The sequence below is a fragment of the Blastococcus xanthinilyticus genome (assembly GCF_008124835.1).
GTDB classification, from domain to species: Bacteria; Actinomycetota; Actinomycetes; order Mycobacteriales; family Geodermatophilaceae; genus Blastococcus; species Blastococcus xanthinilyticus.
Map to the genome: position 1 here is coordinate 46,444 of NZ_VNHW01000010.1, position 15,050 is coordinate 61,493.

13 protein-coding genes are annotated in these 15,050 nt (G+C 75.3%); 9 read left to right on the forward strand and 4 right to left on the reverse strand.

Features of this window, described 5'->3' with window-relative positions; translation table 11 throughout:
* The first annotated feature begins 112 nt into the window (after positions 1-112).
* Positions 113-757, forward strand: a complete 645-nt coding sequence (pdxH, locus tag BD833_RS15430; RefSeq protein WP_166534039.1) for a pyridoxamine 5'-phosphate oxidase — start codon at positions 113-115, stop codon at positions 755-757.
* Positions 754-2,079, forward strand: coding sequence for an MFS transporter (locus BD833_RS15435; protein ID WP_166534040.1), 1,326 nt, complete (start codon positions 754-756; stop codon positions 2,077-2,079). Before pdxH ends, BD833_RS15435 begins: the two co-directional genes overlap by 4 nt.
* 128 nt (positions 2,080-2,207) lie before the next feature.
* On the opposite strand, the gene BD833_RS15440 is transcribed toward BD833_RS15435, so the two are convergent.
* On the reverse strand, positions 2,208-2,876 hold the full coding sequence (locus BD833_RS15440) for a UdgX family uracil-DNA binding protein (RefSeq protein WP_166534041.1): 669 nt from the start codon (positions 2,874-2,876) through the stop codon (positions 2,208-2,210).
* A 111-nt stretch (positions 2,877-2,987) separates the two neighbouring features.
* Here BD833_RS15440 and BD833_RS15445 point away from each other — a divergent pair, with 111 nt between their 5' ends.
* The 6 genes from BD833_RS15445 to BD833_RS15470 all read left to right on the forward strand — a co-directional run bounded on the left by BD833_RS15445 (position 2,988) and on the right by BD833_RS15470 (position 11,111).
* Positions 2,988-3,905 carry an ABC transporter ATP-binding protein gene (locus BD833_RS15445; protein WP_166534042.1) on the forward strand — a complete coding sequence of 306 codons (918 nt, stop codon included), beginning with the start codon at positions 2,988-2,990 and terminating at the stop codon, positions 3,903-3,905.
* Complete coding sequence (locus BD833_RS15450) at positions 3,902-5,134, forward strand: ABC transporter permease (protein ID WP_166534043.1); 1,233 nt, start codon at positions 3,902-3,904, stop codon at positions 5,132-5,134. The genes BD833_RS15445 and BD833_RS15450 overlap by 4 nt, the downstream gene beginning before the upstream one ends.
* Before the next feature lie 49 nt (positions 5,135-5,183).
* On the forward strand, positions 5,184-6,164 hold the full coding sequence (locus BD833_RS15455; protein ID WP_208092698.1) for a TIGR03557 family F420-dependent LLM class oxidoreductase: 981 nt from the start codon (positions 5,184-5,186) through the stop codon (positions 6,162-6,164).
* Between the two features lie 115 nt (positions 6,165-6,279).
* Positions 6,280-7,140, forward strand: a complete 861-nt coding sequence (locus tag BD833_RS15460) for a tetratricopeptide repeat protein (RefSeq protein WP_166534044.1) — start codon at positions 6,280-6,282, stop codon at positions 7,138-7,140.
* Between the two features lie 73 nt (positions 7,141-7,213).
* Positions 7,214-10,015, forward strand: coding sequence for a phosphoenolpyruvate carboxylase (gene ppc, locus BD833_RS15465; RefSeq protein WP_166534045.1), 2,802 nt, complete (start codon positions 7,214-7,216; stop codon positions 10,013-10,015).
* Complete coding sequence (locus tag BD833_RS15470) at positions 10,008-11,111, forward strand: inositol monophosphatase family protein (protein WP_166534046.1); 1,104 nt, start codon at positions 10,008-10,010, stop codon at positions 11,109-11,111. The genes ppc and BD833_RS15470 overlap by 8 nt, the downstream gene beginning before the upstream one ends.
* A 7-nt stretch (positions 11,112-11,118) precedes the next feature.
* On the opposite strand, the gene BD833_RS15475 is transcribed toward BD833_RS15470, so the two are convergent.
* Positions 11,119-12,276: an aminotransferase-like domain-containing protein gene (locus BD833_RS15475; RefSeq protein ID WP_243737695.1), complete on the reverse strand. Its 1,158-nt coding sequence runs from the start codon at positions 12,274-12,276 to the stop codon at positions 11,119-11,121.
* Between the two features lie 45 nt (positions 12,277-12,321).
* Positions 12,322-13,728, reverse strand: coding sequence for an FAD-dependent oxidoreductase (locus BD833_RS15480; RefSeq protein ID WP_243737696.1), 1,407 nt, complete (start codon positions 13,726-13,728; stop codon positions 12,322-12,324).
* A gap of 71 nt (positions 13,729-13,799) precedes the next feature.
* On the opposite strand from BD833_RS15480, the gene BD833_RS15485 reads away from it, so the two are divergent.
* Positions 13,800-14,108 (forward strand): putative quinol monooxygenase, encoded by a 309-nt coding sequence (locus BD833_RS15485; protein WP_166534048.1) that lies wholly within the window; start codon positions 13,800-13,802, stop codon positions 14,106-14,108.
* Between the two features lie 3 nt (positions 14,109-14,111).
* Here the strand turns inward: BD833_RS15485 and BD833_RS15490 are convergent, their stop codons facing one another.
* Positions 14,112-15,002, reverse strand: a complete 891-nt coding sequence (locus tag BD833_RS15490; protein WP_166534049.1) for a glycoside hydrolase family 25 domain-containing protein — start codon at positions 15,000-15,002, stop codon at positions 14,112-14,114.
* Positions 15,003-15,050 lie beyond the last annotated feature (48 nt).

Sequence of the window (15,050 nt, forward strand, 5' to 3'; positions counted from 1 at the left end):
ACGGCGCACGATTGCGTGCCGACCCTAAGGCCGCGCACGCCCCGGTGGCACACGGGGGCGGTCCCGGACGCCCTCCCGAGCCGTGCGGGCCCCGCGGTGTCAGCATGACGGCGTGCCCGACGTCTCCCGCATGCGCACCGACTACCGTGCCGGCCGGCTCACCGAGGACGATCTCGCGCCGTCGTGGGTGGAGCAGTTCGACCGCTGGTTCGGCGACGCCGTCGCCGCCGAGCTGCCCGAGCCCAACGCGGTCGTCGTCGCCACCGCCGACGCCGACGGCGCCCCCGACGCCCGGATCGTGCTGATGAAGGGCTACGACTCCTCCGGTTTCGTCTTCGCCACCAGCTACGCCTCGGCCAAGGGAGCGCAGCTGGCGGTGAACCCGCGCGCGGCGCTGGTCTTCCCCTGGCACGCGCTGCAGCGGCAGGTCCGGGTGACCGGCCGGGTGGAGCGGGTGGGGGACAGCGCCTCCGACGAGCTGTGGGACCCCCGCCCGCGCGGCGCCCAGCTGGCGGCCGCCGCGTCGGTGCAGTCGACGGAGGTCGACTCGCGGGAGGAGCTCGCCCAGCGGGTGCGGCTGCTCGACGAGCAGAGCCCCGACGGGAAGCTGCCCCGGCCCGCGACCTGGGGCGGGTACCGCGTCGTGCCGGACCGGGTGGAGTTCTGGCAGGGCGGCGGCGACCGGCTGCACGACCGGCTGCGTTTCGTGCGCGACGAGGCGGAGGGCGGCTGGATCGTCCAGCGACTTGCGCCGTGACGCAGCCGGTCGACCCGCAGGAGGGGGGCGCGCCGGTCGAGGAGCCCGTTCCGGCGCCGGTGCGCCGGCGGGGCTGGACGATCGACACCACGCCGCTGCGCGACCCCGGCTACCGCCGGCTGTTCTGGGGGATCGCGACGACCACGATCGGCCAGCAGATGACGCTGGTGGCCGTTCCCTTCCAGGTCTACGCGCTCACCGGGTCCTCGTTCCTCGTCGGCGTCACCTCGATGGTGGCCCTGGTGCCGCTGATCGTCTTCGGGCTGCTCGGCGGTGCGATCGCCGATGCCGTGGACCGCCGGCGGGTGCTGCTGGTCAGCTCGGTCGGCGCGGCGGTCACCAGCGCGCTGCTCGCGGCGCAGGCGCTGTTGCCCGGCGGCGGGAACCTCGTCCTGCTCTGGGTGCTGACCGCCGCGGTCTCCGCGTTCACCGCGGTCAACTCCCCGGCGCGCTACGCCGTCATCCCGGCGCTGGTCGGGCCGGCCGGCGTTCCGGCGGCCAACGCGCTGGCCATGACCGTCCGCCAGATCGGTGTCATCGTCGGCCCGCTCGTCGCCGGCCTGCTGATCGGCCTGGGCTCGCTGTTCGCCGCCTACGCCATCGACGCCGTCGGCTTCCTCGTGGCCGTCCTGCTGCTGCGCGGGCTGCCGCCGCTGCCGCCGGGCCGGGACGCCGGCCCGCTGCGGCTGCGCGCCACCCTGCAGGGGGTGTGGGAGGGCTTCGCGTTCCTGCGCACCCAGCCGGTGCTGCTGATGACGTTCGTCGTCGACATCATCGCGATGCTCTTCGCCTGGCCGCAGGCGGTGTTCCCCGAGCTGTCGGAGACCCGGTTCGAGGGCGCGCCGAACGCGCTGGGGTGGCTGTTCGCCGGCATCTCGATCGGCGCGCTGGCGATGGGGCTGACCTCCGGCTGGGTGTCCAAGGTCGACCGGCAGGGCGCGGTGGTGATCGTCTCGATCGCCGCCTGGGCGGTGGCGATCATCGGCTTCGGGTTCGCCCCGACGCTGTGGCTGGCGGTGCTGTGCCTGGCCGTCGCGGGCGCCGGGGACATGGTCAGCGCCGTGCTGCGCTCGGCGATGCTGCAGCTGGCGGCGCCGGAGGAGATGCGCGGCCGGATGCAGGGCGTCTTCATCGTCGTCGTCACCGGCGGCCCCCGGCTGGGCGACCTGCGGGCCGGCGGGCTGGCCAGTGCCGCCGGCGTCACCTTCGCGATGGCCTCCGGCGGCGTGATCGTGGTGCTCGCGATGGTCGCCGTCGCGCTGCTGGTGCCCTCGTTCTGGCTCTTCCGCGCCTCCCGGGCGACGGGGAGCGAGCGGGTCTGAGCGAGGTGGCCCGGCCGGGCTCGCCCGCCCCCGAGAGTGGCGAGTGCCGACCGGGCCGGGTCCTGCACTATCCCGGTCGGCCCCTTCCTACTCGCCGGTAGCCGGATTCCGGCCGGATCGGTACCGCGTCAGGCCAGCGTGGCGGCGACCACGCGGAGGTCGGCGACCAGGGCGTCGTAGGCGGCCGCCCGCCCGTCGTCGGGGGTGCGCAGGATCGCCGAGGGGTGGGTGGTGGCGAGGATCCAGGTCTGGTGCGGCGCGTCCTCGTCGTCGTCCTCCGTCGGCGCCGGGGCGCCCGGGGGCGTCCAGGGCAGGAGCTGCCCGTGCTCGCGGGTGATCCGGAACGACGGCGAGATCAGGGACTTCGCCGCCGTGGCGCCCAGGGCGACGACCACCTCGGGCTGCAGGACGGCGAACTCGGCCTCCAGCCAGGGCCGGCAGGCCCGGAGGTGCTCCGGCCGCGGCGTCTGGTGGATCCGCCGCTTGCCCTTGGTGACGTGCCCGAAGTGCTTGACCGCGTTCGTGACGTAGGCGGTGCCCCGGTCGATGCCGGCCTCGTCGAGCGCCTTGTCCAGGAGCCGGCCGGCCGGGCCGACGAACGGCTCGCCCCTCCGGTCCTCCTGGTCGCCGGGCTGCTCGCCGACCAGCACCACCCGCGCGGTTCCCGGGCCCTCGCCGAACACCGTCTGGGTGGTGTCCTGCCACAGCTCGCAGGCGCGGCAGCCGGCCGCCGCGCTGCGCAGCCCGTCGAGCCCCACGCCCTCGGGCGGTCGCGCGATCCCCTCGTCGGAGGTCATGACCTGATGACACCGCAGCGGCACGGCATGCGCGAGGCGGGGCCGATGCGTCCCTGGAGAGCGACCGACCGATACGGTCGGGCGCAGTTTCCCCGAACGGCAGGAGGACCGGTGCTCGAGTTCGACGGGCTCCGCAAGAGCTACGGCGCCAACCAGGTGCTCGACGGCGTGGGTTTCACGGTGCAGCCGGGCTCGATGTTCGGTTTCTGCGGCTCCAACGGCGCCGGCAAGACGACGACGATGCGCATCGCCATGGGCCTGGTCCTGTCCGACGCCGGGGAGGTGCGCTGGCAGGGCCGCCGCCTGGACCAGGAGCTGCGCCGCCGGGTGGGCTACATGCCGGAGGAGCGCGGGCTCTACCCGAAGATGAAGGTCGGCGAGCAGGTGGCCTACTTCGCCCGGCTGCACGGGCTGACGGCCGCCGCGGCGAGCAAGGCGTCCGAGGAGTGGGTCGAGCGGCTGGGCCTGGGTGCCCGGCGCGGCGACGCCGTGGAGAAGCTGTCGCTGGGCAACCAGCAGCGCGTCCAGCTCGCCGCCGCCCTGGTCAGCCGGCCCGAGGTGCTGATCCTCGACGAGCCGTTCTCCGGCCTGGACCCGGTCGGGGTCGACTCCCTGGCCGAGGGGCTGCTGGACCAGGTCCGCACCGGTGTGCCGGTCGTCTTCTCCAGCCACCAGCTCGACCTGGTCGAGCGGTTGTGCGACTCCGTCGGCATCCTCGCCCGCGGCCGCATGGTCGCCACCGGGACGGTCGACGAGCTGCGCCGCCGCGAGGCCGGCCGGCTGCTGCGGGTGGTCGTCCCCGACGCCGTCCCCGGCTGGGCCGCGGCCCTCCCCGGTGTGCGCGTGGTCTCCGAGCAGGCCGGTGACACGTTGCTCGACCCGGCGCCCGGCACCGACGACCAGGCCGTCCTGGCCGCGGCGCTGCGGACCGGGCGGGTCACCCACTTCGCCTGGCGCGAGCCCACGCTGGTCGAGCTGTTCCGCGGCGCGGTCGCCGATCCGCGCACCGACGAGGAGGTGGCGGCATGAGCGCCCCGACGAGCACCCCGCCCCGCACGACGGCCGGCACCCCGGCTCCGGAGGGCCCGCGCAGCCCGGGCAGTGCCGAGCTCGTCCGGCTCGTCGCCGGCCGGGAGATCTCCACCCGGCTGCGGGACAAGAACTTCATCGTCGGGGTGGTCCTCACCGTCCTGCTCCTGGTCGGCTTCATGGCCTTCCAGATCGCCATGAGCTCCGGCGCCGACGAGGCGCGGCTCGGGATCGTGGGCGACGCCGCGCAGCTCGGCCCGGCCATCGAGGCCCAGGGCGAGGCCGTGGACGTCGACGTCACGGTGGTGGAGCTGGACGACGAGGCGGCGGCCCGGGCGGCCGTGGAGGCCGAGGACGTCGACGGTGCGCTGCTGGCCGGCGGGCCGGCCCCCGAGCTGATCGTCCAGGACCGTGACTCGACGATGGAGGCGGTGGTCAACGGCGCGGTCGGCGGGGTCGCTGTCGCCGAGCAGCTGGCCGAGGCCGGCGTCGACCTGAGCGCCGTGCCGGAGGTCCAGGTCACGGCGCTGGCCGGTGACGACGGCAACGAGGAGCAGGTCCTCGTCGCGATCATCGGTGTCCTGCTGCTCTACGGCCTCCTCATCATGTTCGGCCAGTTCATCGCCCAGGGCGTGGTGGAGGAGAAGTCCAGCCGCGTCGTGGAGCTGCTGCTGGCGACCATGCGCCCCTGGCAGCTGCTCGCCGGGAAGATCATCGGCCTGGGGGTGCTGGGGCTCGGGCAGATCGTGCTGATCGGCGTCATCAGCGTCGGTGGCGCGCTGGCCTTCGACCTCGTCGCGGTCCCGGGTGACCTGATCAGCACCGTCGTCTCCGTGGTGCTCTGGTTCGTGCTGGGCTATGCGTTCTTCGCGGCGGCCTTCGCCGTGGCGGCGTCGCTGGTCAGCCGCCAGGAGGACCTCGGCACCGTGCTGACCCCGATGATGGTGCTGCTCGTCGGCGGCTTCTTCGTCGGCATCCAGGCCGCCACGGACCCGGACGGCACGCTCGCCGTCGTCACCTCCTACGTGCCGGGTCTCTCGCCGCTGGTCATGCCGGTGCGGCAGGCGGCCGGCGAGGTCGCGGGGTGGGAGATCGCGGTCTCGGTGGCCCTCATGCTGGTCGCCATCGTCGTGGCGGTCCGCATCGGCGGCCGCGTCTACGCCGGCGCGCTGCTGCGCACCAGCGGGAAGACCAAGCTGCGGGACGCCCTCAAGGCCGCCCGGACCTGAGAGCGCACCCGATCGGTTGTGCGCCGCCCGGTGCGGGTAGCCGGGCGGCATGGTGATGCAGCTGGGCTACACGATGATGACCGAGCAGGCCGGCCCGAAGGAGCTGGTCGGGCACGTGGTGGGGGCCGAGGAGGTCGGCTTCGACTTCGCGGTGAGCAGCGACCACTACTTCCCGTGGCTGAAGGAGATGGGGCACTCGCCCAACGCGTGGGTGACCCTCGGCGCGGCCGCGCAGGCCACCAGCCGGATCCCGCTCATGACCTACGTGACCTGCCCGAGCTTCCGGTACCACCCGGCGGTCGTGGCGCAGCAGGCCGCGACGCTGCAGATCCTGTCCGGCGGGCGCTTCACGCTGGGTCTGGGCGCGGGGGAGAACCTCAACGAGCACGTCGTCGGCGCCGGCTGGCCGCCGGCCGACGTCCGCCACGAGATGGTCATGGAGGCGATGCAGATCATCCGCGACCTGTTCGACGGCGAGGGCTACACGAACTTCCGCGGGGAGCACTTCGACGTCGAGTCCGCGAAGCTCTGGGACCTCCCGGAGAAGCGGGTGCCCATCGGGTTCGCGGCCGGCGGCAAGCAGGCGGCCACGATCGCCGGCGAGCTGGCCGACGTGCTGATCGCCACCGACCCGATGTCCGAGCTGGTCGAGGCGTTCGAGTCCGCGGGGGGCGCCGGCAAGTCGAAGGTCGCGCAGATGCCGATCAGCTACGGCACCGACAAGGGCGCCGCGGTGACCCGGGCGCACGAGCTCTTCCGCTGGTTCGGCCTGGGCTGGAAGGTCAACGCCGAGCTGCCCGGCCCGGCCGCCTTCGACGGCGCCAGCCAGTTCGTGCGGGAGGACGACGTCGAGAGCAGCATCCCGTGCGGCGACGACGTCGGCGCGGTCATCGAGGCGGCGAAGGCCTACGCCGACGCCGGGTTCACCCACCTGGCCCTCGTGCAGATCGGCGGGGACCAGCAGCAGCCCTACCTGGAGTGGACGCAGCGGGCCCTGCTGCCCGCGTGGCGGGAGGCTTTCGGCGGCTGATCGGCGCCGGGGGGCCACTGATCGGGTGACCAGGGCGTTCCAGGGCGCTCCGTTGGGGTGAGGTCGCCGCACGGAGGGGCGCGGAACCGGTCGTGCCGCCGCGATCATCGGCGGCATGACCGAGGACCTGGACGTGCGGCTGCGGCGGCTGCTCGCCTCCGACGACGCCGACGCGCTGATCGACCTCGGCTGCGACCTGGCCGACGCCGGCCGGCAGTCCGACGCCGAGGCGTGCTTCCGCCGGGCCTTCGACCTCGGTGACTCCGTGGCCGCGTTCAACCTCGGCAACTCGCTGGCCGCGCAGAACCGCTGGACCGAGGCGGTGGACGCCTACGAGGTGGCGCTGCGCGGCGGCGAGGCCGACGCGTGGCGCAACCTCGGCCTGGTGCTGGAGGACCTCGGCGACCTGGCCGGCGCCATGCGTGCCTACCGGGGCGCCGCGGCGGCCGGGGACCTGGAGGGCGGCCTGCAGCTGGCCTTCCTGCTGCGCGAGCAGGGCGAGCGCGACGAGGCCATGGCGGTCGCCGAGGAGTTCGCCGCGGCGGGGGACGAGGAGGCCGCGGCCGTCGTCGCCTGCTGGCGCTGGTGCACGACCCTCGACCCGGCGCTGGAGGCCGACCTGCGCGCCGGCCAGCACCACTTCCCGGCCGCCCGGGCCGACCTCGCCCACCTGCTGCGCGAGACCGGCCGCTCGGCCGAGGCGCGGTCGGTGCTGGAGCGCGGCGCGAAGCTCGGCGAGCAGGTGGCCTGGCTGCCGCTGGGCAACCTCTACCGGGAGGACCTCGGCGACGAGGAGGCCGCCGAGGAGGCCTACCGCAGCGGGATCGCCGCGGGGGACGTGTACTGCCACCAGAACCTCGGGGTCCTGCTCGCCGACCGCGGCGACCTCGAGGGCGCCGTCGAGGAGTTCCGGCTCGGCGCCGCGGCGGGCGACCAGCTGGCGGCCCAGTGCCTGCGGGAGCTCGAGCACGACTGAGGAACACCTCCTGCCGGGGGCCGGAGCGCGGGGCCGTAGCCGAGGCGTAACGCGCGTCCCGGATACTGCGGGTGTGTCGGAAGCCACTGTCGACGTCGCTGACCTCCGTTCCTCCGGATCCGGTGGATCCGCCGATCGCGCGGACGACGCCCCGCTGCGCGCGGACATCCGGCTGCTGGGGCGCGTGCTGGGCGAGGTGATCGGGGAGCAGGCCGGGCCCGACGTCCTCGACCTGGTCGAGTCCACCCGGGTGGAGGCCTTCGGCGTCCGCCGCTCGGAGGTCGACCGCGCCGAGCTGGCCCAGCGGCTGGCCGGGCTCGACGGGCGCTCGGCCAACCACGTCATCCGGGCCTTCAGCCACTTCTCCCTGCTGGCCAACCTGGCCGAGGACATCCACCACGAGCGCCGCCGGCGCCACCACCGGCGGGCCGGTTCCCCGCCGCAGCGCGGCAGCCTGGCCGCCACCTTCGCCGAGCTCGACCGGGCGGACGTCCCGGCCGGCACGGTGTCCCGGGAGCTCGCCGGCGCGCTGGTGTGCCCGGTGGTCACCGCGCACCCCACCGAGGTGCGCCGCAAGACCGTCTTCCAGGTGCAGCGGCAGGTCACCGAGCTGATCCGGCAGCGCGACCGCGCGGGTGGCGACGAGGTCGACGAGGCGTGGTCGGCGCAGCTGTGGCGCTCGGTCCTGACGCTGTGGCAGACGGCGCTGCTGCGGCTGTCCCGGCTGCGCCTGACCGACGAGATCGACGAGGCGCTGCGGTACTACGAGCTGTCGCTGTTCGACGTCGTGCCGGCCATCAACGCCGAGCTGCGCCGGGCGGTGGAGCAGCGGTGGCCCGGCGCCGGGGTGCTGCGCCGGCCGATGCTGCTGCCGGGGTCGTGGATCGGTGGCGACCGCGACGGCAACCCCTTCGTCACCGCCGAGGCGCTGCGCCGGGCGACCACCCGGCAGGCGGAGACGGCGCTGGGACGCCACCTGGCCGAGCTCGCCGAGCTGCGCAACGAGCTGTCGATGTCCGACCGGCTGGTGGCGCCCACCCCGGAGCTGTACGCCCTGGCCGAGGCCTCCGGCGACGACTCCCCGTTCCGCGCCGACGAGCCCTACCGGCGGGCGCTCACCGGCATGGCCGCGCGGCTGTCGGCCACGCTCGCGGGGGTGCTCGGCGAGCCGGCGCCGGAGCCGCTGCCGCCGTACCGCGACCCCGACGACCTGCTGGCCGACCTCGACGTCGTGGACGCCTCGCTGCGCAGCCACGGCGCCGGTGCGCTCGCCGACGACCGGCTGCGGCGGCTGCGCGAGGCCGTGGAGGTGTTCGGCTTCCACCTGTGCGGGCTGGACCTCCGGCAGAACTCGTCGGTGCACGAGGAGGTGGTCGCGGAGCTGCTGGCCTGGGCCGGGGTGTGCGAGGACTACACCTCCCTGGACGAGGCGGCCCGGGTCGAGCTGCTGGCCGGGGAGCTGACGCGACGCCGGCCGCTGGTCCGGCCCGACGCGGAGCTGTCCGAGGGCACCCGGAAGGAGCTCGACGTGCTCGTGGCCGCCGCCGGGCAGGTGGCGCTGCTGGGCCCGCGGACCGTCCCGAACTACGTGATCAGCATGTGCGAGTCGGTGAGCGACGTGCTCGAGGTCGCCGTCCTGCTCAAGGAGGTCGGCCTGCTGGACCCGGCGGCCCCGGACGGCCCGGCCTGCCCGGTCGGCATCTCGCCGCTGTTCGAGACCATCGGCGACCTGCAGGCCGCCGGCCGCACGCTCGGCGCCATGCTCGACCAGCCGCTGTACCGGTCGCTCGTGGCCGGCCGGGGGGACGCCCAGGAGGTCATGCTCGGCTACTCCGACAGCAACAAGGACGGCGGCTACCTGGCCGCCAACTGGGCGCTGTACCGGGCGGAGCTGGAGCTGGTGGAGGTCGCCCGGCGCGAGGGGGTCCGGCTGCGGCTGTTCCACGGCCGCGGCGGCACCGTGGGCCGCGGCGGTGGCCCGAGCTACGAGGCGATCCGGGCGCAGCCCCCGGGCGCGGTGGCCGGCGCGCTGCGGATCACCGAGCAGGGCGAGGTGATCGCCGCGAAGTACGCCGACCCCGATCTCGCCCGCCGCAACCTCGAGGCGCTGGTCGCGGCGACCCTGGAATCCACGCTGCTCGACGTCGAGGGCCTGGGGGACGGCGCGGAGGAGGCCTACGCCGTGCTCGACGACCTCGCCGCCCGCGCCCAGGGCGCCTACCGGGAGCTGGTGCACGAGACGCCGGGGTTCGTGGAGTGGTTCCGCGCCGCGACCCCGATCGGTGAGCTGGCCGAGCTGAACATCGGCAGCCGCCCGCCGTCGCGCAAGGCCGGGAACTCCATCGCCGACCTGCGGGCCATCCCGTGGGTGTTCAGCTGGTCGCAGACCCGGATCATGCTGCCGGGCTGGTACGGGACCGGCTCGGCGCTGGAGTCGTGGGTCGGCGGGTCGCAGGAGCGGCTGGAGACGCTGCGGGAGCTGCACCGGCGGTGGCCGTTCTTCCGCACCGTGCTCTCCAACATGGGCATGGTGCTGGCCAAGACCGACCTCGGCCTGGCCGCCCGGTACGCCGAGCTGGTGCCCGACGAGGAGCTGCGGGCCCGGGTGTTCGACCGCATCCGCGAGGAGCACGAGCGCACCTGCCGGATGACGCTGGCGATCACCGGGGACGACGACCTGCTCGCCGACAACCCCTCGCTGGCGCGCTCGATCCGCAACCGGTTCCCCTACCTGGAGCCGCTGCACCACCTGCAGGTGGAGATGCTGCGCCGCCGGCGGAGCGGGGAGAGCGGCGCGGACCCCGACGACCTGACCAGCCGGAACATCCAGCTGACCATCAACGGCATCGCGACCGCGCTGCGCAACAGTGGCTGAGCGCTGGTTCCTCCGGCGGCCGGCGCCGGAGGGCGAGCTGCGGGTGGCGGTCAGCGGCGCCGACGTGCGCGCCGCCGCGCTCACCCTCGGCCTGCCGCCGGAGTCGCTGGCGCCGGCCGTGCACGACCCCCGGCTGCGGGTGCTGCTCGGCGGCGGGCAGGCGGCGCTGGTCCGGCGGCAGTGGCACGCCGACGGCTTCGCCGAGGCCGTCGTGCTGCGGCGGGCCGGCGTGCCCCTCGACCACCCGGCCGTGCGGGCGCTGGCCGCCGGCTGGGGCTGCGAGCGGGCCCGGCACGGCAGCACCGACCGCTCCGTGCCCGTGCCGGCCCCCGGCCCGGACGCGCCGCTGGCCGACCGCTTCCGCTATCTGGCCGCGCAGGCCGCCACCCGGGTGGAGGTCGCCGTCGCGCTCGCCCGCGACAGCGGGGAGGAGCGGACCAAGGGCGACGGCAGCCCGTCGCTGGCCGCCGACGAGGCCGCGCACGCCGCCGCCGTGGCGGTGCTGGGCGGGCTCGGGGTCACCGTCCTCAGCGAGGAGCGGCACGACCGCCCGGTGGCCGACGGGGCGCCCTGGATCGTGCTCGACCCCCTGGACGGCACCGGCAACTACTCCGCCGGGCTGCCTCCCTGGGCCTTCTCGGCCGGCCTGGTCGCCGACGGCGTGCCGATCGCGGGCCTGGTCGCCGATCTCGCCTCCGGGCGGCGCTGGACCGGCGTCCTCGGGGCGGGGGCCGAGCGTGACGGAGTGCCGGTCGGGCCGCGGCCGGGCAGCACCGTCGTCGTGCCCAGCGGGCCGGGCGGCGCCGCGGTCGCCGTCCCGTCGAGCGCGCGGCGGGTGCGGGTCACCGGGTGCACCGCGGTCGACCTGTGCCTGGTCGCCGACGGCTCGGCGGCGGCCTGGCACGACCTGGACCGCAGCGGCACGCACGTGCACGACGTCGCCGGCGGCCTGGCCGTGCTGCTCGCCGCCGGCGGGGTCGCGGTGACCGACGACGGCGCCCCCCTGCGGCTGGCGCCGGACACCGAGCGCAAGATCCGGTTCGTGGCGGCGCCCACCGCCGCGGACGCCGACGAGCTGATCCGCGCGGTGGGCTAGGGGCTGGTCAGGCCCGGGCGGCCTCGATCGCCTCGGCCAGCCGGCGCACGCCCTCGTCGACCTGGTCGGTCTGCACCGCCGAGAAGGCCAGCCGGAACGCGTTCTCCCCGCCTTCCAGCAGGAAGTCGGTGCCCGGCACGATCGCCACCCCGCGGGCGGCGGCCTCCCGCGCGATCCGGGCGACGTCGTGCCCCTCGCCGGCGGGCAGCGTCACCCACAGGAAGTAGCCGCCCTCGGGACGGCGGAAGCTCGCCCGCGGCAGGTGCCGGCGCAGCGCCTCGTCGAGGGCGCCGACCCGCTCGGCGAGCGCGCTCTTCACCGTCTCCAGCGCGCCGGCGTACCGGGGCCCGGTGACGAACTGGAACACGGTGCCCTGGGCGACCATGTTCGGCGCGATGTAGGTGTTCGTGGCGCGCACGCGGATGCGGTCGATCAGCGCCGGTGGGCCGACCAGGTAGCCGACCCGGATGCCCGGGCAGACCGTCTTGGAGAACGAGCACGCGTAGACGACGTGGGTGCTCTCCGCCCCGCCGTCGAGCTCCAGCATCCGGGGGAGGGGCTCCCCGCTGAACCGGATGTCGACGTACGGGTCGTCCTCGAAGACGACGAAGTCGAACTCGTGGGCGAGCTCGAGCAGCCGGCGCCGCTTCTCGAGGGAGAGCGTGTAGCCGGCCGGGTTCTGGAAGTTCGGGATGACGTGGGCGAACGCCGGCCGCAGCCCGCCGCGCAGCAGCTGCTCGATCTCGTCGACGGCGACGCCGTCCTCCTCCAGCGTGACCAGGTGCAGGTCGCCGCCGCGGGTCTTCAGCCCGAGCAGGGTGCGGTCGTAGGTCGGCCGCTCGGTGACCACCGCGACGCCCGGGGTGACCAGCTCGTCGAAGAGGAAGGCGTCGGCCTGCATCGAGCCGTTGGTGACCAGGACGTGGTCCTCGGGCACGCCGTGCTTCTCGGCGATCCACCGGCGCAGCGGCACGTAGCCGATCGCCGTCCCGTAGCCGGTCAGGCCGGCGGGGTCGGTGTCGAAGGCCGCGACCGCCGCCTGCTTGAGGCCCTCGACGTCCACGATGTCGGTCGAGGGCGCGCCCCGGGCGAAGGAGATGGCGGCGGGAGGCGGCGCGGGGGAGGGCGCCGTCTCGGGGGTCTGGGTGGTCCTGGGACCGGTCACGGCCCCCAGTCTTCCGTACCGCTCCGGCGGGCGCTGGCCCGAGGGTCAGCCGGCCTGCGCGGCGGCCCGCACCGCGGCCAGCAGGGCGGCCCGTTCGTGCAGCGTGGTCCGGGCCCGGCCGCGGCTGGCGCCGAGCGCCTGCTCGGCGGCGTCGATGGCGCGCCAGTCCTCCAGCAGCACCGGCTCGGCGCCGCGGGCACGGAGCGTGCGCACCAGGTCGTCGCGGTCGCCGTGCACCCGCAGCGTGCCGTCGCCGGCGTCGGCGAGGAGCGCGGCGACGGTCTCCCGCGCGTCGTGCTTGTTGTGCCCGACCACGCCGCTGGGGCCCCGCTTGATCCAGCCGGCGGCGTACTCGCCCGGCGCGGGGCGCCCGTCGCGGAGCACCCGGCCGATGCCGTCGTGCGGAACGGTGCCGGTGCGCTCGTCGACCGGCAGCCCGGGCAGAGGGGTGCCCCGGTAGCCCACCGACCGGATCACCAGGTCCGCCGGGAGCACTTCGAACTCCCCGGTGCCCACGGCCCGGCCGTCGCCGTCGACGGCGGTGCGCTCGACCTCCACCCCGGTCACCCGGTCGGTGCCCAGCAGCCGCACCGGCCGGGCGTAGAACCGCAGCCGCAGCGGGATGTGCCCAGGGGGAAGGGGGTGCCCCGCCCAGCCGCGCAGCACCGCGAGGTTGCGGCTGGCGTTGCGGTCGGTCGCGGCGCGTTCCTCGGCGTCGGGGTCGAGCTCGAGGTCGGCGGGGTCGACCAGGACCGTGGCCGCCGCCAGCTCGCCGAGCTCGCGCAGCTCCTGGGTGGTGAAGGTCGCCTGCGCCGGGCCGCGCCGGCCCAGCACGGTGACCTGCTCGACCGGTGCCGCGGCCAGGGCGTCGATGACGTGCTGCGGCATGTCGGTGGGCTCGAGTTCCGCGGCGGTGCGGGCGAGGATCCGCCCGACGTCCAGGGCCACGTTGCCCACGCCGATCACCACCGCCGACCGGACGCCGGCCAGCGCGGCCTCCACGGTCGCGCGGTCGGCGTCGGGGTGGCCGGTGTACCAGGAGACGACGTCGGTGGCGGCCAGGCTGCCGGGCAGCTCCTCGCCCTCGATGCCCAGGTGGCGGTCCAGCGCCGCGCCGTAGGTGTAGACGACGGCGTCGACGTGGGCCCGCAGCTCCTCCAGCGAGAGGTCGGTGCCCACCTCGACGTTGCCGACGAACCGGACCAGCGGGTGGTCGAGGCTGCGGTGCAGCGTGTCGCGGATGGCCCGCATCTTCGGGTGGTCGGGGGCGATGCCGTGGCGGACCAGGCCGAACGGGGTGGGCAGCCGGTCGAGCAGGTCGATCGAGACCGGCAGGGCGGTCTGCCGGGTGAGGGCGTCGGCGGCGTAGATCCCCGCCGGGCCGGCGCCGATCACGGCCACCCGCAGGGGGTGGCCGTCGGACGGGGGAGCGGGAGAACCGTCGGCGGCCACGACTGGCATCCTGACCCGGCCGGGGCCGGCCCACCAGGGGGCGGCCGGTGCTGTCGCCCCAGGAGGCCCGCGTGTCCGTCGTCGTCGTCGCCACGATCACCCCCCGCCCCGACGCGGTGGACGCCGTCCGGGAGGCGGTCCTCGCCGCCGTCCCTCAGGTGCACGCCGAGCCCGGCTGCGAGCTGTACGCGCTGCACGAGGGCGACGGGGTGTTCGTGATGGTGGAGCGCTGGGAGAGCCCCGAGGCGCTGCGCGCGCACGGGAAGGCCGAGGCGCTCCGCACGCTCGGTGCCGCGCTGGCCGACAAGCTGGCCGCGCCGCTGGACGTGCGGCGGCTGACGGCCGTCCCGGCGGGGGAGCCGGGGAAGGGCGCGCTCTGAGCCTCAGCGGCAGGAGTGGTTGTGGTCCAGGTCGTCCTCGATGTACTGGACCATGCTGACCCGGCCGTCGGGCACCAGCGGGTCCTCGTCGCAGCGGTCGCGGGCGTCGGCGCGGTCGTCGGCGCCGGCCAGCCAGCTGGGCAGCCCGGCCAGCGGGCTGTCCTCGGGCACCTCGCCGACGATCCGGCCCCACTGGTAGCCGGTCGAGTAGAGCCCGACCTCGCCGTCCCGCTCGGTCAGGTACTCCGTCATGCCCTCGAGGGTGGCGCGGTTGCGGGCCAGCGCGTCGTCGGAGCCCGCCTGCCAGGTGTTCATCGTCTCGACGTCCAGCCACCAGGTGTACTTGTCCGCCCGGCTGTCCAGCGGTACCGACCGGGCGGCGGGCCGGAAGAACGACTGGACGCTCGTCTGCGCCCGCTCCCAGCCGTACTGCCACGAGCAGGCCATCGAGTTCCCGCCGTCGCAGTCGCCGTAGGGCGTCTCGCCGTCGTCCGGCCAGGTGGTGACGAGGTCCCGCACCCGGCCCGGGTTGGCGGTGTTCAGGTAGAGCTGCAGCGGCGGCTGGCCGCGCACCGCGCCCGACGAGTCGGCCGCCCACTCCAGCTGCTCGGCCAGGCAGGGGTTGGTGCGCGTGGCCAGCCCGCCGTTGACCCCGACGACGGCGAAGGCGGCGTCCTCGGGGAGGTCGGCACCGCACTGGGGGTGCGAGACGTCGTAGCCCACGGTGCTGCGCGGCTCGGTGCTCCGCGTCTCGGTAGTCCGCGGATCGGTGCTCCGATCCTGGGTGCTCCGCGGCTCGGGGTCCTCGACCGGCGCCGCCGATGCCGCGGTGGGCGCGCCCATCAGCGCCGCCACCGCGGCCGGGACGACTACCCACCGTGGCCCACGTCTCATCCTTCCCGACGGTACACGCGAGCCCGCCGCCGGTGGCCCTGCGCAGGT